The sequence below is a fragment of the Olsenella sp. Marseille-QA0557 genome (assembly GCF_965119725.1).
Taxonomy (GTDB): domain Bacteria; phylum Actinomycetota; class Coriobacteriia; order Coriobacteriales; family Atopobiaceae; genus Coprovicinus; species Coprovicinus avistercoris.
This window is the reverse complement of the sequence record NZ_CBCPMI010000001.1, coordinates 650,045-673,118: the sequence shown is the minus strand read 5'-3', so window position 1 is coordinate 673,118 and position 23,074 is coordinate 650,045. Positions and strand designations below refer to the sequence as shown.

The following is a 23,074-nucleotide window of genomic DNA, read 5'->3' as shown; positions in this document are numbered from 1 at the left end:
AGGGACACATGCATATTCCGGATAATTACCTTTCTCCGCAAACAGATGGTATTTTGTTCGTTGCTATGGTCCCTGCATGGTTACATTGCGCGCGCGTAGTGCGTCAAAAGCTTGATGCTCGTCATCTCTCCTTTTTGGGGATGGCGAGCGCTTTTTCGTTCCTGCTTATGATGTTCAACGTGCCGCTGCCAGGCGGAACGACGGGACACGCTGTTGGTGGCACTCTTATTGCGCTTATGCTAGGACCAGAGGCGGCTTGTTTAGCGGTAAGTGTTGCCCTTGCGCTTCAAGCGCTGCTGTTTGGTGATGGCGGTGTACTCGCCTTTGGTGCCAATTGTTTCAATATGGCGGTTGTCCTGCCTTTTGTTGGCTGTGCAATGTATAAGCTTGTTGCTGGTAGTGAGCCTTCGGCACTACGAAGGCGTATAGCGGTCGTGCTTGGAGCTTATATAGGGCTTAATGCTGCGGCATTCTGTGCCGCAGTTGAATTTGGTATACAGCCGCTTTTATTTACTGATGCCGCGGGCGCTCCTTTGTACTGCCCTTATCCACTTGCTGTGTCACTGCCTGCGATGCTTATCCCTCATCTTTTGGTTGCCGGCGTTATTGAGGCGGTGGCAACGTTGGCAATTCTTGAATTTGTACAGCGCGTAGCACCCGATTATCTCATTGGCCCTGCCGCGCCTGCTCGAGAGAAAAGCGAAGGTGTTGCCAATCGTTCGGCTTCAAGGGTTGCGGTGTCTGTGCTTTTAGTTGCGCTTGCGGTTGCAACTCCTCTGGGATTGCTCGCCCAGGGAACAGCGTGGGGTGAGTGGTCTACCGACGAATTGACTGAATTAGCTGGACTTTCAGCTCCTCCTGCTGGCATGACTGAAGGATTCTCATTCGAAGCTTTGCTGCCAGATTATTCCCTAGCTGGATTGCCCGATTGGGTGGCCTATATCATGAGTGCTGCAATTGGCGTCTTGGTGCTTGTTATCATTTTCAAACTTTTAGCTGCCTCATCGAACCGCCGGGTCAGTAGCTAAGATGGACCTCCGTTCTTCTGATACGAGTGAAAGAAATACGCAGGATAGATTCACACTTCCGGAATGGCTTCGCCCCGATAAACCATCTGAGTATGAGCCGCCGCGCGATCGTGACACGTTCCTCCGGAATAATGTGCTGCATATGGTGGGCATGTTGGAAGTGTTTCGTGGGGGAGGATTTGGATCCTGTCTCGTGGCTCGTACCGTGGGTAGGGTGGATGCGCGCCTGAGGATTCTTGCCACCTTGCTGCTTGCTATTCTTGTTTCTGCAGCTCAGAACATGGCGTTTGTCTGGGTGATGCTCATTATTGTTCTCATTGGGCTCGTTCTTCGACCGGCAGGCGAGATTTCTGCGATTTTGCGTCCTGCGCTTGTAGCAACAGTTTTAGCGGTATGTCTTTCTATCCCGGCAATATATTTTGGCGCCCTTGCTGCTCCACTGCGTTTAGCGGGAAAAACGTTTACTACTACTGTGCTCGTTTTAGGTCTTACGCGATCTCTTGGAGCACACGGGTTGGTGGAAGCAGCTCGTCGTCTTCATTTGCCAGCAACCGCTGCGCTTGTTATAGATTTGGCTATACGTGATCTTGCTTTGTTGGGGCAAATTGCTATTGAACTTGGGCAGGCGCTCGCTCTTCGCAGTATCGGCCATAACCGCGATAAGTCGAGCTCTGTTGCAGGGTTGCTCGCTACGACTTTTTTAAAAGCCCATGATCTTGCCGCCGCTCAATATGAAGCTATGGTTTGTCGAGGGTTTGACGGATTGGTGACAGTGCCGCCTCAGCCTGTCAGTCGTCGAAGCGGCTTTGCATCATTTTGCTACCTTGCGGTTGTTATCTTGATTGTTATGGTGTTTATCTGGCTTGAAGGGGCAATGGGATGAATGAACGCGACGTCCTTGCAGAGCTGTCTGAAGTGAGCCTTTCTTATTTCGATGAAATGGGAAATGAAGTCCCAGCACTCATTGACGTGTCATTTTCTGTGCGACGCGGCGAGGCAGTTGCACTGGTTGGTCCTAACGGATGTGGTAAATCTACGGCGCTGCGCGTTTTATGTGGTCTCACGTTTCCAGATAAGGGTGAGGTGCAATTTGATGGGGCGACCATCGATGCAACCTCGTTGGCACAGGCTGATTTTGCGAAACGCTTTCATCAGCGCATGGGATTTGTTTTTCAGGATGCTGATACGCAGCTTTTCTGTCCCAGCGTGTGGGATGAAGTGGCTTTTGGTCCTCGTCAAATGAGGCTATCGGAAGACGAGGTGACTCAGCGCTGCGAAGACGCTTTAAACCTCTTTGGCGTGAGAGAGCTTTCGCGGCGCGCTCCTTATCATCTTTCTGGGGGAGAAAAGCGGCGTGTCGCACTGGCAAGCGTGGTTTCCATGGCACCTGAGATGCTTGTGTTGGATGAACCAACCGACGGGCTTGATAATGCCTCACGAGATAATGTTGTGGGCTTCCTTCGCGCGTTTGTCGATGCAGGCGGTGCGGTGTTGGTTACAACACATCACCATGACCTTGTGGAGGATCTTCACGCGCGAGAAGTGCATATGGGATCTAACCATCGCCTGTTGTAGTCGTACAATGGCGTTTGGAAATATACCTAGAGGCGGTGCCTGTGTTTATCGCCGCCAAGAGAAATAGATAGAAAAGGGGTATATCGCATGACTATCAATGAGAAAAGCCGTGCATATGGAGCTCAAAAATCCACTATTCGTGAGATTTCTGCATATGCAAATCAGCGTAAAGCCGAAATTGGAGCCGACAAGGTCTTTGATTTCTCACTGGGCAACCCTTCGGTTCCTGCTCCAGATGCTGTAAAAGCTTCGATTGAGCACAGCCTTACGCTTCCTCCCATGCAACTGCATGGATACACGCCTGCTTCCGGATTGCCTGAAGTGCGAGAGGCATTGGCACAAAGCCTCAACAGGCGTTTCTCTACTTCTTACAGCGCAGGGGATTTGTACCTTACCTGTGGCGCGGCAGCATCTCTGTCTATTACCTTCAATGCAGTGGTAAACCCTGGCGATGAGGTAATCGTTATTGCTCCTTATTTTCCTGAGTACCGCGTCTGGATTGAATCTGCCGGAGCAACATGCGTTGAGGTAATGGCCGATCCTAAGAGCTTTATGCTCGACATCGAGGCTATTACCGCTGCTCTGAATGAGCGCACGAAAGCAATTGTTATTAATTCTCCCAATAATCCTGTCGGTGCTGTCTATTCGCGTGAGAATCTTGAACAACTTGCAGCCGCCCTTACAGAGGCTGAGCAGCGTTTTGGTACGACAATCTATCTTGTGTCTGACGAGCCTTACCGTGAGATTGCTTTCGGTGTGGAAGTGCCTTGGGTACCGTCGATCTATGATCGTACGATAGTGTGCTACTCCTATTCAAAGAGCCTGTCACTTCCTGGTGAGCGCATTGGTTGGGTACTTGTTCCAGACACCAACCCCGAGCATGATGTGCTGGTGCAGGCTGTTGCAGGTGCAGGTCGTGCACTGGGCTTTGTGTGCGCACCAGCTCTTTTCCAGCGAGTTTTGATGGACTGTGTGGATGAGCCCTGCAATGTTGAAGCATATGAGCGCAATCGTAAGACGCTAACTGAGGGTCTGTCCAAGCTGGGATATGAGTTTGTAGAGCCTCAGGGCGCCTTCTATCTGTGGGTTCGTGCTTTGGAGCCCGATGCTGAGGCATTCTTCGAGCGTGCCCGCGCTCATGAGCTGCTTCCGGTTCCTTCCGATAGTTTTGGATGCCCGGGTTGGGTACGTGTGGGTTATTGCGTAAGCCACGAAACAATTGTGAATTCGATGGATGCTTGGGAGGCACTTGCTCAGGAGTATCAGGCTTCGTGATACGGTCTGATGGCACGTGGCTAGCATAAGAAGGAGTTGATGGTCGTGCTCAAGAGCCTTTGTGATGTTCATACACATACGCTTTATTCACGACATGCGTATTCCACCATTGAAGAAAACGTTCGGAGTGCCGCTGAGAAGGGCCTGGAGCTTTTTGGTTCCACCGACCACTTCTCTTCGATGCTTTTCCCCACATTTGATGTTCGAAACTATCAGTTTTACTTCAACTACAAAAGCTGGCCTCGTGTTTGGCATGGTGTTCGTCTTCTGCATGGCTGTGAAGCGGATATCGTAGATTGCGATGGACATTTCTTTGGCTATGACGTTGCCTATGCTCGTGGCATGACACAGGAGCGCCTGTCGCGTGCCTGCTATCTTAACGATGCAGTGTTTTCAGAGTGCGATTATGCTATCGCAAGTATTCATAATCGTGAGTTCGCTGAGGGGCAAACTCTTGTGCGAACAACTCAAGCATATTTGGGCGCTCTTGAAAATGACCGTGTCTTGATTTTAGGTCACGTTGGACGTGCGGGTGTGCCCTTCGATCTCGATGAGGTCCTTACTGCTGCTAAGGAGCGTCATAAACTGATAGAGATCAACGAGCATAGCTTGGGAGATATGCCTGAGCGCTCTAAGCGTTGCCGGGAAATTGCTGAGCGCTGTGCAGAATTGGGTGTCAAAATTACTATCTCAAGCGATGCTCATATAGCCCCTGCTATTGGCGAGTTTAAGAATGCATACGCTCTGCTTGAGGAGATTCATTTTCCTGAGGAGCTTGTTGCAACACGCTCTGCAGAAGCGTTTCTCGAAGCTATGAGTGAAGCTGGACTTGCAGTTCCCGACTTTTCATAAAGGGATAAAACAAACGCCTGTGCATCTGGTCTGCACAGGCGTTTTTTGTAAGGAGCTTTTAGAGCTCTATTGTGAGCTCAACAGGGCAGTGGTCTGAGCCATAAATCTCGGGCAATATTGCTGCCCCTGTTACACGGTCTGCGATGGCATCTGATACCAAGAAATAGTCAATACGCCATCCTGCATTGTTTTTGCGCGCGTTAAAGCGATAACTCCACCAACTATAGGCTCCTGTCACGTCGGGATGACGCGTGCGGAAGGTATCGGTAAAGCCAGCGTTGAGCAGGCGTGTGAAGCTGGTGCGCTCTTCATCAGAAAAGCCAGCATTTCCGCGGTTGGGACCTGGGTTCTTAAGATCGATCTCTTCATGGGCAACGTTGAAATCGCCGCAGGTAATAACCGGTTTATCCTCAGCTAGTGAACCTAAAAATGAGCGATATGCACTGTCCCATGCCAGACGTGTATCAATTCGAGCTAATTCGTTTTGTGCGTTGGGAGTATAGACATTTACAAACCAAAAGTTTGGATATTCCAACGCGCAAATACGTCCTTCAGTTGCGGCTTGAGCAACGAGCGCTTCGTCATCCGAGGAAAGAACATGGTGAGCGAAGGGGAGCATGCTTTCTGCGTGGAGTACCTGCAAGGGTTGCTTGCGACTAAAGACTGCGGTTCCCGAATAACCCTTGCGCTCTGCATAGCTCCATGTTTGGGTGTATCCAGGCAAATCGAGCTCAATTTGCCCTTCTTGCAGCTTTGTTTCTTGAATAGCAAAAATATCTGCATCAAGCATAGAAACGACATCGACAAAGCTTGGATCTTTGCGCATAAGAGCGCGTAGACCGTTGACATTCCACGAAATAAGGCGCAGCTCGCGACCTGTGTCCATGTATCCTCCTGGAAAAGAAGGCCGCATGCCGCGGCACTTATATCATGATCTTAGGAATCTGTAATACCAAGAAACGCGAGCCATCGGGGCAACTCACGTAATCCTTGGCTATGACCAAGTGCATACGCTACTTCAAGTTCATCGCGATTGAGCGTAGTATTCTTCAATTTCATAACATCGGGACGAACTACGAGTGCATTGCCATCTGCTTCAAGTGCCGCAAGATGATCAAGCGCATTGTTATAGCGTGATGCTCGTGTGAGCAAAGCGTCGCGCACATAGGGATAGTCTCTAAACGTTTGCAACATAAGGCGTCGCTTCATGCCCGGTGGTGGTGTTTTTCGGTAACCTGCCTGGCGTGTGGTTACGACGAAAAAGCGACTAAAGCCATCTTTTTCTGCAATATGTGTGGGCAATCCGGCACCGGTGCCTAAGCCACCGTCATACATAACTCTGCCGTTAACTGCCGTAGGATTCATAACAATGGGTAGTGAAGAGCTTGCTCGAATAACGGTTAGAAGTTTGTCGAGCGTATCCATATCCTCGCGACTAAACAGAACTGTTCTTCCTGTGTCGCGCTCAAAAGCTTGTACACGCAGTGTGACGTCTGAAGCAAGGAATGCGTCCATGTTAAAGGGGAGTGCACCGTCGGGATAACAGCAACGTCCGTAGAGATATTCGCTGTTAAAGTACCCATGTCCGCGCAAAAAAGATCGAGTCCCACCAATCTGGGGATCATCGGCAATATCAACAAAGCAGCGCTTGAGACGGTCAATATCATGTGTCATATAGTTAGTTGCGCAGGATGCGCCAGCGGAAACACCGCAGATATAGCTAAATTCTATGCCTTGTTCGAGAAGGACGCTAAGAAGTCCTGCTGAATATGCAGCGCGCATTCCTCCGCCCTCTATCACAAGTGCAACATCACTCACTATTTTTGACATAGCTACCCCCTTCTTAAGCTAGGCGCAAAAAAGTGTATTCTTCTCCTTTTACCCATTCGCTAGAGAACGACGCCTTTTACCGGTGGACGGCACATAACGAAACCTTCCAGGCTTTGTAAATCTCTCGTAAGAATTCGGCTGGCATGCATGCGATTTTTTGCAATGACTGAAACGAGACTGTAAGCATCGGCAAATGATCGCCCATCCGACTTGTGACAGCACTATGTTGCGAATGACTCGGATCTGCCCTCTTGAGGCGATATCACTCTTAAGAAGGCAGGAGGACATGTTCTGGGCTTTGGAGAAGATGCATGGCGGAAGAGGGCTACACCATAGGCGAAAGATATCGTCTGCTCACACAAATTGGTGAGGGAGGTATGTCGAGGGTGTATTTGGCTCTCGACACCGTTCTGAACAAGCAGTGGGCTGCGAAAGAAATTAAGCATGTGGAAGACCCAGCTCAGCGCGAACTTATCGTAAAGAGCCTTGTAACAGAGGCGAATATGATCAAACGGTTTGATCATCCCGCCATACCTCGCATTGTTGACATCATTGATGAAGAGGGCACCCTCTACGTCATCATGGACTACGTAGAAGGGCGTACACTCGCTGAAATTCTTGAGTTAGAAGGGCCACAATCAGAAGAAAAGGTCGTGGATTGGGCTCTGCAGCTGCTTGATGCGCTTGAGTATTTACATCAGCGCAAACCTCCGGTTATTTACCGTGATATGAAGCCCGCAAATGTCATGCTTAAACCAAATGGCCTGGTTGAACTTATCGATTTTGGTATTGCTCGTGAATATCGTGAAGATGGTTCCTCCACTACGGCGGCAATTGGTGATACGGTTCAGCTTGGTACGCGTGGATTTGCTCCTCCTGAGCAGTACGGTGGAAGCGGGCAGACCGATGCGCGCACTGATGTTTATGCGCTTGGCGCAACAATGTATAACCTGGTAACTGGGAAAAATCCTTCCGATCCTCCCTATACCATGGCGCCTATTCGACAAGTGCGTCCGGAGCTTTCGGCAGGCCTTGAGCGCATTATTGCCAAAGCAACACAAGCCAATCCAGATGATCGCTATCAAGGGTGCGCAGAAATGGCGTATGACCTTGCGCATTATCGTGAAGAAGATGACCAGCACAAAGCAACGCTTCGCCGTACGTGGCATGGGTTTGTAGGGCTTGTTGCTGCTGCATGTGTTTCCTTAGCAGTCGGTATTGGTGGAACAGTTGGCTATAACGTAACGCTCAACAGCAATTACGACTACTGGATGAATATTGCTGAACAATCGAGCGACAAGGAAGAGGCTTCTGAGGCATATGTCCGGGCTGCAGCAATTAAACCTGGTGAAGTTGATCCCTACTTAGGCCTTTGTCAAATTTACCGTGCTGACCTCGATTTTTCTGCAGAGGAAGAACGACAAATACGCGAGGCATTGCTCCCTCATATCTCTGAGCTTGAGCAGTCCCCTCAGTGGGGAGAGATGGCTTTTTCTATTGGCAAGCTGTATTGGTACAACTATGGCGTAAATGATGCTGCAGAAAATGCAGATGAACTTGATGCGGGACGTGCATCGCGTATTCGTGCGGCATCGCAATGGATGCATAATGCCGCAGATGCTCCAGGTTTTGAGAATGCCGAGCTTGCACAGGTATATGCCGATATTGCTGACTTTAATACCGATATAGTTCCCCTTATAAATGAGGGTTCTGATGCGGGCATGTACGGTCCGTATTACGAACGCCTAAGTGCGCTTGTCGATGTTATGAGCAATGAAGATAACGAAGTAATGCGCCTTGAGGTGGCAAATCTTACGCTTGATGCCTGCCGTACGTATTCTCGGAAGTTTAGAGCTGATGGCGTAAGTGATCTAGAACTGCTTGATCTCTGCGATCGAGCACAGGCGCTTGCTGAGGACACCCAACCTACAACTGAGCTGCTCGATGATGAGCGTACGCAGGCTCTTGCGTCTGTTAATCCAGCGCGTCAGGCCGTAAATGATGCGTACGTAGATGTGGAGGCATAACTATGACCTCGACGTTTGGCATGATTGCAACCCTGGGTTATTCCTTTGCGGCAGTATTTACACTTCTAGCTGTGGTGTATTACTTCTTGCGCCATGTCCGTGCTGTAAGAGACGAGATGACCGGAAAAATTGCACAGCGTGAAATTGCAGATATTCGTTCTGGTAGGCGAGGACGCTCGTGGTTGGGAACTCAGTCATCTGGGATATTTTCTGATGTGCACGGCGTGCAGAGAACTCCTGCAGGTACGGGGAGCGGCAGTCTCCATGTGCGCAATGTTGAGGTTGCTACCAATGTGATTACACCTCTTGGTGAGAATGATTCTGAGCTCAGCACGACGCTTTTATCTTCACAGGCATCATCTACAACATCTGAAACAGAGGCAGGAACAACGCTGCTTTCTTCTCAATCGGATTCAGAGACAGAGACCACACTTCTCTCGCAGGAAGGGGAGGTGCGGAAATAATGCAGCGCTTACGTAGGCTACTGATAGCAAGTGTTGGGATTTTCCTAGCGCTCTCTGTGTTCTTTGAAGGGCCTGCTGTACTTGGATTTGCCCTCGATGGAGAGGAAGACCAGCTTCCCGTACAACAGAACACGTCAGAGACAACAACATCCGATTCGAAACAGAATGCGGCCGACGATCTAACACAGGGTTCTCAAGAAGAGGGCAATTCTTCGAGTAATGATCAAAATTCGCAGGATAGTGAAGAGCCTGCTAAAAAGGTACAGGTCACTTTTCCTAAAGATGAAAACATAACGGTACCCTATGGTGTAGATGTCGCTTCATGGTTGAGTAAACATCTCACATTTGTTGTGGATGGTAAGCAGATTTCTGCACAAGAGCTCTCTGATACGTATTTTGACGGCAAAGCTATTTTTGTTCGCAGAACGGATGTTTCTTCCTATCCCGCTAACCCCTCTGACGGTAGTGCTATTAACTGGTCGGATTACCTTGCTTTTTCTCAGTTGGGACAAAATGTAGATGCAAGCACAGTGCTTTTGCCCAGTTTATCTGAGCTTAAAGCGACAATGAGCTGGACCAATACAGGGAGTCCTGATGATGTAAAGCTGCTTCCATTGGCCCCAGAAGCTGCGCTTAAAACACTGCATGGCGTTCGAGCAGATGGAAGCGAAGCTGCACTTGCCACTACAGGAACGTGGGCAGATGGCACACTCTGCGTTTGGCTTAATGCTGACGATGAAGATGCATCCCCAGTAGCACTCTCTGTTGCTGGAGAAGAGTTAGATGAATTATCTGAGACGTTCACTCTTTCGGCTGATGGAAGTTTTAAAACAGGGGGTTCAGTAGATGTACAGGATTCCTGTACGGTGTATGGTCGCCTTAAACGCGACATGCAAGTGCGTGATGCACAGAATGTCGAGCGTGTGCTCTATCAAGGGCAACTTGTGGCAATTCCTGTTACACGTGATGTTTCTTCGCCGAGCATTTCTAACTTGTCGGTGGTAAGCCCTACTGGCGAGCCTGCTGATTTCTCAGCAGATGGCGTGGTCAATAATGGTGTTGTTACAGTTACTCGCAACGGTCTTGTAATTACGGCATCAATTGATGAGCCGGAGCCCGCGGAAGGCTCAGATGAACGGTCTTCAGGCATTGATCCTCAAAGCCTCATACTCAAGGTGGGCGACAAGAGTATTACGGCAACCTCATTTTCTGACGGAAAAGTCTCATTCACGCTTTCGGTAGATACGCTAGGCGAGGGCGTGTGGAGTCTTTCCGATATGACAATTACCGCTGCTGACTATGCAGGAAATACGACAAGCTGTGTTGTTGGAAATGAAGCACCCTTTATAAGTGCGGGCGTAACGCAGCTTGAGATATTTGACGAGGAGTCTGAAGCCAATCAGGCTGAGGTAGCCCTCCTCATTAATGGCGAGCCCGTCAATGACGATGAACCGTATATGGCTCAGTCAACTTCCGGCGTGAATCTTACTATGCAAGTAAGTGACGTAAACTTCGAAGATACGCAGACATATGATGATCTTGCTAAGTGGGAAGACAAGTTTGTAGCAGGGGATGTCACTTCAACTTCGACAGAACCCCTTTTATATAACGACTTCTCAAATGTGTCCGGTACCACCACGTGGCGAACTCAGCCCCTTGCTATTACGGGCGAAGGTACCCATTCCATTGACTTTACCTATCGAGGAAAGCGCGTGCTCTTCGGCTGGATTGTCCTTGAGCGCAGTGCGCAATGTACGGTGGTGATTGACAACACCGCGCCAGTGGCAACAGAAGCGCAGATAAAAGATGGCAATTCGATCAACGAAGATGAAGAGATAGCAACCGTTGATAACACAACCTATCTTGTAGGCGGTCCTCGCACTATTAAGGTGCATCTTGCAGATTTGCTCAACGGTTCTTCTCAGGGGACTTCCGGTGTTGATACAAACAGTATTACAGCAACAGTGGCCCGAAACCAGGATCTTGCGGGCACACCGGGCATAACTAACAACTACAGTACAGCCGATGAAGGAGGCCTTACTGTTGATAAAGATGGCTGGTTAGAGATTCCACTTTCTGGTGAAGGTGTTTACAGCCTCTCTCAAATTACCCTGTCATTCAAAGACTGTGCTGGTAATAAGGTTCAAAACCTTTCTTTAGCCGATATCGTTCATACCATGGCCGATAAGAGCGGCTGGACAACGTCTGACGGCAAAGTTATTACCGAAGTTGTGGTTGACAATCCTGAAATCGATCGAGCATCGGCAGATATATCCCTTGCTGAACCAGAAGATGCTCCTGCAAGTTTGGAGCATGGCACCTATCGTGGTGACGTTAAAGCTCAAATTGTTATTCGCGATCCCTGGTTTGAGCTGTACCGCGCTACGAAAACAGGTTCTACTGCACACGTGTTTGCAGGGTCGCTTGAGCCGGGGGCTTCTTCTCTCACCGCAGGTGTCCAAACAATAGATACTCCAGCTCTTGCGGATTTTACCGATAACGACGGCGATGGTACGTGGTCTTGCGAAATTCCGCTTCCGGAGAACGAGGCAGGCTTGCCCGTCGAAGGTGATTATGACCTAGCTCTGTCTTATGGTGGCATTGCTTGTGCAGATGATCCTGCAACCGACAGTGTTGCTTTTAAGATAGATAGGACAGCGCCGTCTATCACAGCTGCATCACTTGCCGAGACACTTGATCCAGCGAATGAGCTTGCCTGTATGGATGATGGTTCCTCTTATGTGGTAGGCAGATCTCGTACGCTGAGAATTCGCGTTCAAGATTTGTTGCGTGGGCAGCGTCCTGATGCTCAAACAGATAATGCCGAGAAGCGCGATCAGCCGCATACCTCTGGTGTAAATACTCAGGCCGTTCGTGTTCATCTTTCGCGAGCAGACGGCATGACAGCGCCTGATAATCCACTGATGCCATCGCATGTAACAACCGAAACCCTCGAGATTATGCCTGACAACGCCGGATGGATAGAAGTCCCACTTGATAAAGAAGGCCTCTATCGTCTTGATGGCATTACTTTTGAGTTGCCCGATAATGCGGGAAACGGATCTGAGTCTGTGGTGTCTCTTGCGGCGGCAATTAGCGCGCTCCCTGAAGAGGATCGTGCTGCATGGATGCTTAGCGGAGACCTTCTGACGGGCATTATTGTTGATGATCCTGCCACAGTTCCACAGGTTGGTGTATCTATTTCTGATGGTACCGATAGCAACGGCAATCCTATTCCGACTTCACTTGATCCGCTCTTCCACCGCGGACAAACTGACGTTGAGGTGTGGGTAGCAGACCCTTGGTTTGATGCATGGCGTCACATTGCAGAGAGAACAGACGACTTCTCGACTGTTATGTTTACCCCTGCCGGTGCTTCTGTCGAAGAGGCATTGCTGCCAGTAGATCCTCAGAAAATGACATACGACGCCAGCAGTAATCGCTGGAAGGTTGTGTATTCATTGCCGCAGGTGAGCGAGGATGATTCTCGTCCACAGGAGGGAATGTATAGCGTTGATATAGCTTATCAGGGCATATCGGGTACACATGAGAATCCTCTGTGCGACCCTGCTCCTGCTGTATTTGGCGTGGACTATACTGGTCCCCAACTTGGGCGTTTGGAGCTTTCAGAGCTTTCACCCCTGCAGTATGGTTGGATTTTCTCGAGAGGCAATGAAGACTTTACCGTCGGGGTGACCGACAACCTTTCGGGGATTAAAGAAGATTCTGGCTATGTAAACCCAACCGGGACACTTACCCAAGATGATGTGCCTGTTACCTACGAAGGCACAGATGGACTAGAGCGCAGTCTTATCGGAACACTTTCATTCGGATTTGGCAAGGATGCTCAACGGCTCACCTTCAGTGGAACTACGCTTGCACTTACCGATCGCGCTGGCAATCCAACAACCAGTGCTTCTCTAGACGCATGGAATGGTGAGGGTGGCACCAATATACCCGAAGGCGCCACGGGAGTCTCAATTGATACAGAAGCGCCCGTGCTGGAAGTTTCGTACGATAACAATGATGTGCGAAATGGCCATTACTATGCTGCATCACGTACAGCAACAATCACGCTGATAGAGTCTAACTTTGATATTGCTCGAGCTCATGATAAGAACAATGAGCTGGTAATTGCACGAGTTGGTCGCGATGGGAACAGCGTTGCTCGTCTTTGTTCGGAAGATTTCCAGAACCCTTCAGCCGATGGGAAAACGTGGGTTGCAACGTATACCTTTGAAGACGATGCCGACTGGACCCTTGACGCGGCATATACCGATCTTGCCGGTCGAGTTGCTCAACCCTATGCAACGTCTTTTGTTGTTGATACACAGGCTCCTTCTATAGTAGTGCAGTGGGATAACAACGATGTGGCAAACGGCATGTATTACAAGGCGCCTCGTAACGCCTCAATTGAAGTAAATGACCGTAATTTCTCTCCTGATTATGCAGCTGTAGAGACAACGGCAACAGATGCTTCTGGTGCAGGAGTTTCTGCGCCAGGTGCAAGCGCTTGGACACAACTCGAACCACGTCAAAAGTGGGGATGCTCAGTATCGTTTGCCTCCGAGCTCCATTACACGATGCGTATAACTGCAACTGATCTTGCAGGCAATAGTGCCGAGACGTATGAAGAGCCGGAATTTGTTATCGATATGACAGCTCCGGTGGTGAGCATATCTAATGTGTCACAGTTTGCTGCATATAGCGATGTTGTTGCTCCCACGATTTCTTACTCTGATACAAACTTCGATCCAACCTTTACAACGTACCTGCTTACTGGCGGACGCAGTGGGGCGAACGCCTATGTGAACGGTATTAACGAGCAAGATGAAGCAACATCTCGTACCGTGAGCTTCCCTGATTTTGAACACACTCTTGAGATGGATGATGTGTATGTCTTGGATGCTCAGATGACCGATTTGGCTGGCAATCAGGCACAACAGTCGGTGACGTTCTCAGTTAACCGTTATGGCTCCACGTATCTGTTGACCGACGAGAGCGGCAACATGCTGGGAAGTTATCTCAACCGCCCGCAAGACGTGGTGGTTCATGAGATTAATCCAAGTGGTCTTGATCAGAGCGCCGGACATGCTGAGGTAGTGCATGACTCTGAGGTTGCTTCGCTTACCCCCAACGCAGATTACCAAGTTGGAACTGGGATTGATAGTGATTCTTGGAGCGATACTACCTATACCTTTCCAGCAAGACTGTTTAATGAAGACGGATACTATCGCATTCTGCTGACATCGCATGATTTAGCAGGCAATCTGTCACAAAATACGATGGATGCTAAAAACGTCAATCGAGACGATACGGCAGAGATTGCCTTTGCTATAGATAGCACTGCACCGACCGCTGATCTTGTTGGTATTACTTCCTATGGCGTGTATCTCGATCCTCAAAAGACCGTCATGGTAAGCACGGGCGATAACTTAGCAATTGCCCATGTCGAGGTGCTTATCGATGGCGAGCAGATAGATTCTTGGGAAAACCCTAGCGAAAGTGACCTATCGACGCCAAGCGTTGCGCTTGAGGCTGATGGTGAGCCGCATGACATTGAACTTGTAGTGGTTGACCGTGCAGGCAATCAATCTCGCATTACCTATGACGGTGTAGTGGTAACCGGCGACTTACTCACCTTTGTCTTGAATACCCCACGGCTTCTGTTTGGTTCAGTTGCCGGCGTCATTGTGGCGGCAGCAGTTGCTGCTCTAGGCATTGCGCTCGCGCTCCGCCATCACAGGCTTACGAGAGATAAAAACAACCCCTTTGGCCATACGGCACAAAGGTAGGTTTTCAGGCCGATGAAGAGGTCTCGACCCGCTGAAGCGGGAGGAGATAGCAGGAAAGGGCGTTCGCCAGAGGGGCGTTCGCGCGAACCGAAAGGATGTAGACCATGGCTGGACAGATTAGGATCACCCCAGATCAGATGCGTTCCCGTGCCAATGAGTACCGTGTCGAGCAGGACAACGTGGGCAACGTTATCTCTCGTATGGACTCACTGCTGTCTGCTTTGCAGAGCGAATGGGAAGGCGAAGCTTCTCGCGCCTACGATGCTCGCTTCCAGGAGCTCCGCCCTGGTTTTGTAAAGGCTCAGGAGCTTATCGGTGAAATTGCACAGAGCCTTGATGCCACTGCCCAAAGTCTTGAAGAGACTGACGCCAACATCGCCAGCTCTTTCCGCGGTTAAGAGCTTTATCCGCTGGAGACGGACCGCCCTGGAAATGTTTCCGGGCGGCCGTCCTCACGGGCGGAGACGTTGTGTGCGGCTCCGTCTGCGAGGGCGGTTGGAATACGACGGGAGGGCATATGCCCGAAGCAAGAACAATTGCACTTGTCATGACATTGGTTCATGAAGGTGCAGCTCATACGGTTGCTTTTGACGGCGCATCGCGGTCAATGATGTGGTTGTGTCCTGGGCGCGTTGAAACGCAACGGCGTGCGCTTGCTTCGGTTGAAGCCACCGATGATGATGTAGTGCTCAAGCCCACGATTGGGCAAAGTCTTTTTCTCGAGACAGGCGAAGAGGTTTCATTGGCTTCGCTTGAAGAGTGCACTGAGGCGTTTTTTGTTATTCATTCAAATCGTGATGATAGCGACGCTACGCTGTATGTTCGGCGATCTTATGCAGGTGCACGTCGTTTCTCGAAGCTAGGTTTTTCGTGTGATGCTGAGCTGACTATTGGGCGCAACCAGGATGCACAACTTTGCTATGCAAGTCGGTTTGTTTCCGATCAGCACGCGGTGTTGCGTCTTTTAGGGGACACGCTTTCTATAGAGGATCTTGGAAGTTCGAATGGCACGTTTGTGAACGGTAAGGTGCTTTTACCGCACACGATCAGAACACTGAGAGCAGGCGATGTTGTTCAGGTGCTCGACCTCACTTTTATGGCGGGTCACCGCTTCATCTGTGTCAATGCGCCTGAAGGCCTGAGCGTCCGAGAAGTCCCTGGTATGGGGCCTATTGATCATGAAGCGTTCCGCATGGCCTGTCCTCCTGCCTCCGAAACACGTGGTGAGCTCGAGCCATTTTATCCCGCCCCACGTCTGATGCACTCTATCCATAAACGCGCTTTTGAAGTTGATGGTCCTCCCGCGGCAAAAAAGCCCGATGAGCAGCCAGCCATTATGCAAATGGGACCGTCGCTCCTCATGGGCTTCGCTTCCATTTTTATGGTGACTTCAGCAATTTCGCGTCTGATGGGCGGAGCAGATTTACTTACCACTATGCCAACGCTTGCCATGAGCATTTCGATGATTTGCGGTACGGCAATTTGGCCAGTGGTAAGCCGCCGCTATCAAAAGCGCATCGATACCCGCAATGAACTACGACGTGAAAGCGCATATACCGACTATTTAAATGGCGTTGAGTCTCGTTTTGCCAACGAGTGTGATGTTCAGGCACAGATTCTGCGCGATAACCGTACGCCTGTGGATGAACTTATTTCAGAGGCACTCACGCTTGCCCCAACACTTATGAATCGTACGGCTACACACGATGACTTTATGGACCTGCGCGTTGGTGTGGGCGCTACTGAACTTGAGGCAGATGTGAGATGGCCTCAACATCGCTTTACTATCGAAGACGACAAGCTCATGGACAAGGTGGATGCGCTGCGAAAGAATCCGCCGATAGTGCGTGATGTGCCTCTTGCGTTTAATCCGGTTGAGCATTGGGTGGCAGGAATTTTGGGATCACGCGACGAGGCATGGTCGTTTGTTCGCGGCCTTGTAATACAGGTATGTGCGCTCTTTGGCTACCAAGATGTGAAAATAGTGCTTGTTGCCGATCATGATGAAGAAGAGCAGTGGGCGTTTTTGCGTTCAATGCCCCACGTTTTTGACAATTCAGGTGTAGAACGTGCGATCGCCTGTGATATTGATGCCCTTATGGAAATTGGTATGGGACTCGAGCGTGTGCTTGAAGAACGTTCCCAAGCTCATGGGTCCTCACCTGCGGATTTCGGTACCTATTATCTGGTGATTTGTGCTCATAAAGAGCTTTGCGAGCGCTCCGACACGATAGCTCACCTGTGCAAGATGCGTGAGAACCTCGGCATTTCTCTGGTATTTCTCGGGGAAGAGTTGAAGGATCTTCCCCGCGAATGCGGCTATGTTATCGACCTTACCGGCGATGATGGCTTGGGCGCCATAGGTGGTTCTGAGGTCTTCTCCTGTGGGGTAGGAGAGGCGCCACGAGCTGGGTTGCAAACTTCAGGGAAAGCTCGCATGTTCGACCGAAATGACGTTTCGGGTTCTCTTGTTCGTTTTGAGCCAGATGTAGAGATCGATCAGAACACGGCGAATGCTGTAGGCCTTGCGCTTTCTCGAGTCCGTTTAGACATGCCATCGCAGCGATCACAGATTCCCGATTCACTGGGATTTCTTGAAATGTTTGAGGCTGGCAATACCAATCAGCTCAATATTGCACAGCGTTGGGCGGAAAACGATGCTTCTCGTACGCTGCAAACGCAAGTAGGTCGTGATGCGGCTGGCGAGTGGTCAATTCTTAATCTGCATGAGAATGTACATGGACCACATGGCCTTATTGCTGGAACAACAGGATCGGGTAAATCGGAATTTATTATTACCTACATTCTTTCGATGTGCGTAAACTACCCGCCTGATCAGGTTGCTTTTGTTCTTATCGACTACAAGGGTGGCGGTTTGGCGGGAGCCTTTGATAATGAGCGGTTTGTGCTGCCGCATTTGGCTGGCACGATTACAAACCTCGATGGCGCTGCTATTACACGCTCGCTTGTGTCTATAAAAAGTGAGCTCAAAAGACGGCAGGATTTGCTCAATAAAGCTCGTGATATTACTGGCGAGGCTACGGTGGATATCTATAAATATCTCTCCTATTACCGCCAGGGAGTCTTGAGTGAGCCGCTGCCTCATCTGTTTATTATTGCTGACGAGTTTGCTGAGCTGAAGCAACAAGAGCCAGAGTTTATGGATGAACTTATTTCTGCGGCGCGTATTGGTCGCTCCCTCGGTGTTCATCTTATTTTGGCAACACAAAAGCCTTCGGGTGTGGTGAATGATCAAATTTGGTCAAACTCTCGCTTTAAGGTTTGTCTCAAAGTGGCCGATGCGGCGGACTCCAAAGAAATGATTCGCCGGGATGATGCGGCAGAAATCAAGCAAGCTGGCAGGTTTTATCTGCTGGTTGGTTTTAATGAGTTTTTTGCTTGTGGGCAGAGTGCCTATTCGGGCACGCGTTATACCCCTCGTGATGTATATGAGCCACGTCGTGACAATGCGGTCGAGCTTATCGATGACCGTGGAAATACCATTGTGGGTGCGCGGCCGCAGATAAAAGCAACCCAAACGGGTGAATCAGAACTCAATGCAGTGCTCTCAAAGATATGCGAAACGGCAGAGATGGCGAACAAGCATGCGGGTCGCCTCTGGCTCAATCCACTCCCAGAGCATATTGAACTCAAGGATCTTGAGAAGCGCTACGGCTATGAGGCGTCTGAGGAAGACCTTACCTGCATTGTGGGTGAGATGGATGACCCGGCAAGTCAGCGGCAATCGCTTTATAGCATCAACCTTGCAACTGCCGGTAACGTACTCTTGTACGGCGGTCAGTCTTCCGGCGTAGATTCGCTTGCAGCAACCATGCTCTACTCGCTGTGCGAGCATTATGGGCCAGAAAACCTGGCGCTTTATGTGGCTGATCTGGGAGCGGGCACCCTTGCAGCATTTGCAGCGGTTCCGCAGTGTGGCGGTGTTGTGCTCTCCGGCGATGATGAGCGCATGATCAATCTTATCAAGCTTCTTGAAGCCCAAATTACGGAACGTCGTGCGCTGCTTGCGCAGGTAGGTGGCAGTCTTGAGGCATATAACCGTGATAAGGTTGGCGCAGAAAGAATGCCGCATCTTGTATGCGTGATTGCCAATCTCGCCGCATTTTATGAACTGTACAGCGACTTTGAAGATCGTCTCAACGCCATTACGCGCGACGCGCCTCGTTACGGCATCCATGTCCTGCTCACTGCTTCGGCTGCCATGGTGCCACATATGCGTATCAAGGCAAATTTCTCTGAGATGGTTGTGACTTCCTTTAACGATCCCAATGACTATGTAACGTTGCTTGGAAGTATGCGTGGGGTTGTTATGCCTCATGCTGAAAAGCGCGGCTTGGTAAAGATGGGCAAATCCATCTTTGAATTCCAGGGAGCATCTATTGGTCAGTCTGGCGAGCCCGACATGGTGGGCATTGAGGCGCTAGCAGAACAGCTCAAGGCGGCAACGGACCTGCGTTGTGCACCTATTCCAGTGCTTCCGCAGCGTGTGACTCCACGGGAGATGGGTACTGCGTCATGTACTTCTACGCTGGTCCCAGTAGGTTTCTCAAAGTCGGATGTTGCGCCCATCTCGTTTGATGTGAGCAAGTCCCCCTACATGCTGGTGTTGGGCAACGATATTGACTCTATTGGTATGTATCTGCGTGGCATGCGAGAAATGCTTGCACATGCAGCAGAAACATCCTCTGTGACGTACTACTTCATCGATCTTCAGCATGTGCTTGGAGAGGTGGAAGACAAACGCGTTATTCAAACAGAGGCGGGTGCAATTGCCATGTTGGAGGGCATCGAGAAACTCGCTCGTCCTTGCGACATATTGGTGCTCACTAGTGTGGCGCAGATTATGACATCACTGCCGACTGAGGCTTCCAAACCCCTTCAAGACTATATCGCTCAAGAGCGCGGCATTGCGTCTACGCGCATAGTTGCCTGCTCAGAGCTATGGCGTGTCCGTAGCCTGTATGACCCCTGGTACAAAGTCCTTTCGGCTTATGGCAATGGCATTTGGGTTGGCTCGGGATTTGCCGATCAGACCATCTTCAAATTCTCACGCGCGTTGCCAGAATACCGCCAGCCGGCAGCGCGTTCCGATGGCTACCTTGCAATGCGTGGAGCAGTGACATCCGTGCGTCTTGTGGAAGCTACAGATGAGCCTACAGAAGAAAGTTTGGCGGCCGACACACATCTGGATTCGTGAAGGGAGCGCAAATGATTACTAACCTCGATTGGCTGCCAGTTGGGTCTGTTGTTGGTCTGGAGGGCGGGGAGCGTCCCGTCATGATTGCTGGGGTCATGGTAACCGACGGAGAGACGAGTCAGCTGTGGGATTACTTGGGCTATCCCTATCCGGAAGGTCGCCAACAAGCAGGAGATTTCTTCTTCAATAAACCCCAGATAAATGAGATTTATCACGTTGGCTTTATGAATTCGACTGCCTGTGCATTCCAGGCATACGTGGAAGATAAGACGCCTGAATTTGAGGAAGACAAAGCAAAGCACAAGGGGGCGAAGTGAGATGGCCGATGAGATCAAGGTTAATCAGGCAGATGCGACTGCAGCAGCTAGTGGATTTAAAAACGAAGCCGATGCCGTAAAAGGCGCAATGGAGCTTCTGGCTGACATGGTAGATCAACTTGCCAACTGGCAGGGTGAGGCGGCTGATGCAGGGAGAGACACCCTTGCCAAAGCCTCGGAGGTTGGTAAAGAGCTGGGCGAAGGAACCAACTTCATTGGCCAGTGCATTGTTAACGCACAGCAGACCTTCTCAATGGCGGATGACTCCGCTGCGGCAAAGATGTAGCAAAGGAGGCACCCATGGCAGACTTCAAAGTAGTGAAGTCGGAATTCAACGACGCATTGAACACTGCCGCAAAAGCTAAGGAATCATTTTCTATGGCAGTGGTGAGAACTGCTGCAGTAAATAAGAAATTCCAGTTTTCTGCGCTGGGCCTTTGGGCGGCAACGGAAGCAGCTACAGCAGGAGCACTTGAGACTGATCTTCGTACTATGGAAGCAGCGCTTGATACATTAGTAACTAATCTTGATGATGCTGGCACCGAGATTGAAGGTACGCTCACTTCATCGCGAGACGACATTTTCTCTGCTGTAAGTGCATCGGCTGCAGTGCCGGGTACGCTTAGATTTACCGATGGTGAGAGTGCTAAAACAGCCACAACCACAGCAAAAACGAGCAATGAGTCTGTTAAGACAACAGCAGATTCCATTAAGGACGATTGTGGCAAGCTAGAAAATTCGGGAGCGATAGTTGCTGCACTCGATGCTCTTTCATCTGAATGCACAACTGTGGACTCAAAGCTATCTGATTTGGAAACCGCTCTTACTACACACAGGTCGAATGTCGATACTTTTGATGGTGAGTATGCAGGCAAGCTTGATGCAGCAAAGTTCATTACCGATGCCATGGTGACAAAAGCCCAAGAGGCAACGCGTGCAAATATTGGCGAAGGTAACTTTGCGCAGACCTCAAAGAACATCCTTAAGGTTGGCAAGAATTATCTGACATTAGCTGGAGAAATCTTTAAAGGAGAAAAGCTTTTTGATTGGGCTAAGAAGGGAGGCAAAGGCTGGAGGGAGACCTTCCTGAAAAAACTAAGCGAGGGAACATGGGGCATTTCAAGTCTTGGAAAAAGAATTAAACAATTTAAAAATGGCGAAATAGACAGCATTGAAATGGTCTTTGGACAAATACAGAGCAATATAACCGACATAAAGAATATGAAGGGGCTTGGCAAGAGAGCTGTAAACGATTTGAAAGTCATCAAATCCCTTAAAAAGACAGCCGCTCCAAACAATATTCATATGCAATGTTCGGAGATTATTCGTACAAGCAAGGAAGTTCCTCATACAAAATTTGGCAGCGGTCTTAAATCAATTGGCCGTACCGTTGGATACGTAGGCGATGTAATTGATGTTATAGACACGGTAGGTAATGCCGGAAAGGCTTTTTCTGAAACGCAAGGAAACTTCTGGAATAAAGCTGGGGCTGCAGCTGGACAGGTTGTTAAAGGGGCCGCAAAAATAGGCGTAGGAAAAGTGATTGGTGCGGCCGTGGGCGCCTGTTTTGGCGGGCCTGTTGGCGCGGTAGTAGGTATGGCGGTTGGCACAGCTCTCGGGACGGTTGCTGATGCTGCAATAGACGGGTTCTTTGGCCTATTTGGCGTCAAGTCTTACTAAGAAATGAGGACAGGTAATGTTTTTTAATATAGGCGGAAAGCTTAATAGTCCCTTGCGTTTGGAAGATGCAAGGTTTAGTGCCGAAGATCTATTTGGCATTCTTGGTGGCTATGATAGTTGCATGCTTACGGCAGGTACTGGCTTTCTATCCTATGACGATGAGAAACTGGCTTCTTCAGTGCAAACTTGGCGTAAGAAGACTGTTTCCCGCATGAGGGGGACAGGACTCTTTGACGATGATGGACAGGAAGCCGAGGTGCTTTCTCATGCCCTGCTCCCGATTTTGCAGCCTGAGATTGCCATTTCAAATGCCTCTCCAGGGGGCGCAGCTTCTGCGGGACTTTTCGTTGGGCAGGACGGCTGGACCGCTCTGAAAAAGGATAAAGGTTTTCTCGGTGGATGGGCAATTTTGCCATTTGATGTAAACCAAGACTTTTCAGAGGTGTGCTCATCTGTTTTTGACACTGCTAAAGTTGAGCGTTCGGCTTTTGAAGATTCGGGATATATACGTGATTCAGAACGCGACACTTTAACTGATGCTGTTAATTCGGGGGACCTAGAAGCTCTAAAATCGATTGCCTGGCTGCGTAATGTCTCCGCAGATGCACTTCAGGATTTATCTGATGCCTATGGAGCAAGTCTGGGCAAGAAACCAAAAGCGTTAGAGCTATGGACAACACATACTGAGGGGTGTGAGTTTGAGCCAGTTGGAGGTGTTCGCACGCCATTTCCTTCATCTGGCTATCGTAAAACCTCTCAGGTAACTGTCATACCCGCTAAAGGCTTCTATATGAAAATCGCAAGCGCTCCTTGTGAAGGCGATCCATTCACGTTTGAGTTTGATGATGAGCTTTGTCGAGCTCGAACATTTTGCCAGGTGGGCTTTGTGCGGGAAGGCAATCTTTTTAAAGAAGCATTCGCCATTCCAGAGTGGTATCCGAAGGATGCACTTTCTATAGACGATGAGACGTGGATTCCTACAAAGCGTTAAGCAGGGCATGTTGTGGAATTTC

General features: G+C 49.8%; 16 protein-coding genes. 14 read left to right on the top strand and 2 right to left on the bottom strand.

Annotated features, from left to right (window positions below):
* Positions 1–8: 8 nt before the first annotated feature.
* From cbiM to ACQY6Y_RS03000, 5 genes are all read left to right on the top strand, one after another.
* Positions 9–1,028: a cobalt transporter CbiM gene (cbiM, locus tag ACQY6Y_RS03020; protein WP_428378836.1), complete on the top strand. Its 1,020-nt coding sequence runs from the start codon at positions 9–11 to the stop codon at positions 1,026–1,028.
* Between the two features lies 1 nt (position 1,029).
* A complete protein-coding gene (locus tag ACQY6Y_RS03015) occupies positions 1,030–1,911 on the top strand; it encodes a CbiQ family ECF transporter T component (RefSeq protein WP_428378835.1) in 882 nt (293 codons plus the stop codon).
* Positions 1,908–2,603, top strand: a complete 696-nt coding sequence (locus ACQY6Y_RS03010) for an energy-coupling factor ABC transporter ATP-binding protein (RefSeq protein ID WP_428378834.1) — start codon at positions 1,908–1,910, stop codon at positions 2,601–2,603. The genes ACQY6Y_RS03015 and ACQY6Y_RS03010 overlap by 4 nt, the downstream gene beginning before the upstream one ends.
* An 87-nt stretch (positions 2,604–2,690) precedes the next feature.
* On the top strand, positions 2,691–3,878 hold the full coding sequence (locus ACQY6Y_RS03005) for a pyridoxal phosphate-dependent aminotransferase (RefSeq protein WP_428378833.1): 1,188 nt from the start codon (positions 2,691–2,693) through the stop codon (positions 3,876–3,878).
* Between the two features lie 45 nt (positions 3,879–3,923).
* Positions 3,924–4,730 carry a phosphatase gene (locus tag ACQY6Y_RS03000; RefSeq protein ID WP_428378832.1) on the top strand — a complete coding sequence of 269 codons (807 nt, stop codon included), beginning with the start codon at positions 3,924–3,926 and terminating at the stop codon, positions 4,728–4,730.
* A 58-nt stretch (positions 4,731–4,788) separates the two neighbouring features.
* On the opposite strand, the gene ACQY6Y_RS02995 is transcribed toward ACQY6Y_RS03000, so the two are convergent.
* Both ACQY6Y_RS02995 and ACQY6Y_RS02990 read right to left on the bottom strand, forming a co-directional pair.
* Positions 4,789–5,616 carry an exodeoxyribonuclease III gene (locus ACQY6Y_RS02995; RefSeq protein ID WP_428378831.1) on the bottom strand — a complete coding sequence of 276 codons (828 nt, stop codon included), beginning with the start codon at positions 5,614–5,616 and terminating at the stop codon, positions 4,789–4,791.
* A gap of 50 nt (positions 5,617–5,666) precedes the next feature.
* A complete protein-coding gene (locus ACQY6Y_RS02990) occupies positions 5,667–6,560 on the bottom strand; it encodes a patatin-like phospholipase family protein (RefSeq protein ID WP_428378830.1) in 894 nt (297 codons plus the stop codon).
* Between the two features lie 311 nt (positions 6,561–6,871).
* On the opposite strand from ACQY6Y_RS02990, the gene ACQY6Y_RS02985 reads away from it, so the two are divergent.
* The 9 genes from ACQY6Y_RS02985 to ACQY6Y_RS02945 all read left to right on the top strand — a co-directional run bounded on the left by ACQY6Y_RS02985 (position 6,872) and on the right by ACQY6Y_RS02945 (position 23,052).
* Entirely contained in the window at positions 6,872–8,587 is a 1,716-nt protein-coding gene (locus ACQY6Y_RS02985; protein ID WP_428378829.1) for a protein kinase domain-containing protein, read from the top strand.
* 2 nt (positions 8,588–8,589) lie between these two features.
* Positions 8,590–9,051: a hypothetical protein gene (locus tag ACQY6Y_RS02980; RefSeq protein ID WP_428378828.1), complete on the top strand. Its 462-nt coding sequence runs from the start codon at positions 8,590–8,592 to the stop codon at positions 9,049–9,051.
* Positions 9,051–14,846, top strand: a complete 5,796-nt coding sequence (locus ACQY6Y_RS02975; RefSeq protein ID WP_428378827.1) for an Ig-like domain-containing protein — start codon at positions 9,051–9,053, stop codon at positions 14,844–14,846. The genes ACQY6Y_RS02980 and ACQY6Y_RS02975 overlap by 1 nt, the downstream gene beginning before the upstream one ends.
* A gap of 104 nt (positions 14,847–14,950) precedes the next feature.
* Positions 14,951–15,244, top strand: a complete 294-nt coding sequence (locus ACQY6Y_RS02970) for a WXG100 family type VII secretion target (RefSeq protein ID WP_428378826.1) — start codon at positions 14,951–14,953, stop codon at positions 15,242–15,244.
* Positions 15,245–15,363: 119 nt separating this feature from the next.
* Entirely contained in the window at positions 15,364–20,064 is a 4,701-nt protein-coding gene (essC, locus tag ACQY6Y_RS02965) for a type VII secretion protein EssC (protein WP_428378824.1), read from the top strand.
* A gap of 11 nt (positions 20,065–20,075) precedes the next feature.
* Positions 20,076–20,381: a DUF4176 domain-containing protein gene (locus ACQY6Y_RS02960; protein ID WP_428378822.1), complete on the top strand. Its 306-nt coding sequence runs from the start codon at positions 20,076–20,078 to the stop codon at positions 20,379–20,381.
* A 1-nt stretch (position 20,382) separates the two neighbouring features.
* Complete coding sequence (locus tag ACQY6Y_RS02955; RefSeq protein ID WP_428378821.1) at positions 20,383–20,667, top strand: hypothetical protein; 285 nt, start codon at positions 20,383–20,385, stop codon at positions 20,665–20,667.
* A 14-nt stretch (positions 20,668–20,681) separates the two neighbouring features.
* The gene (locus ACQY6Y_RS02950) at positions 20,682–22,061 is read left to right on the top strand and encodes a hypothetical protein (protein WP_428378820.1); all 1,380 of its coding nucleotides are present in this window, start codon (positions 20,682–20,684) and stop codon (positions 22,059–22,061) included.
* Positions 22,062–22,077: 16 nt separating this feature from the next.
* Positions 22,078–23,052, top strand: a complete 975-nt coding sequence (locus tag ACQY6Y_RS02945; protein WP_428378819.1) for a hypothetical protein — start codon at positions 22,078–22,080, stop codon at positions 23,050–23,052.
* Positions 23,053–23,074: the final 22 nt, after the last annotated feature.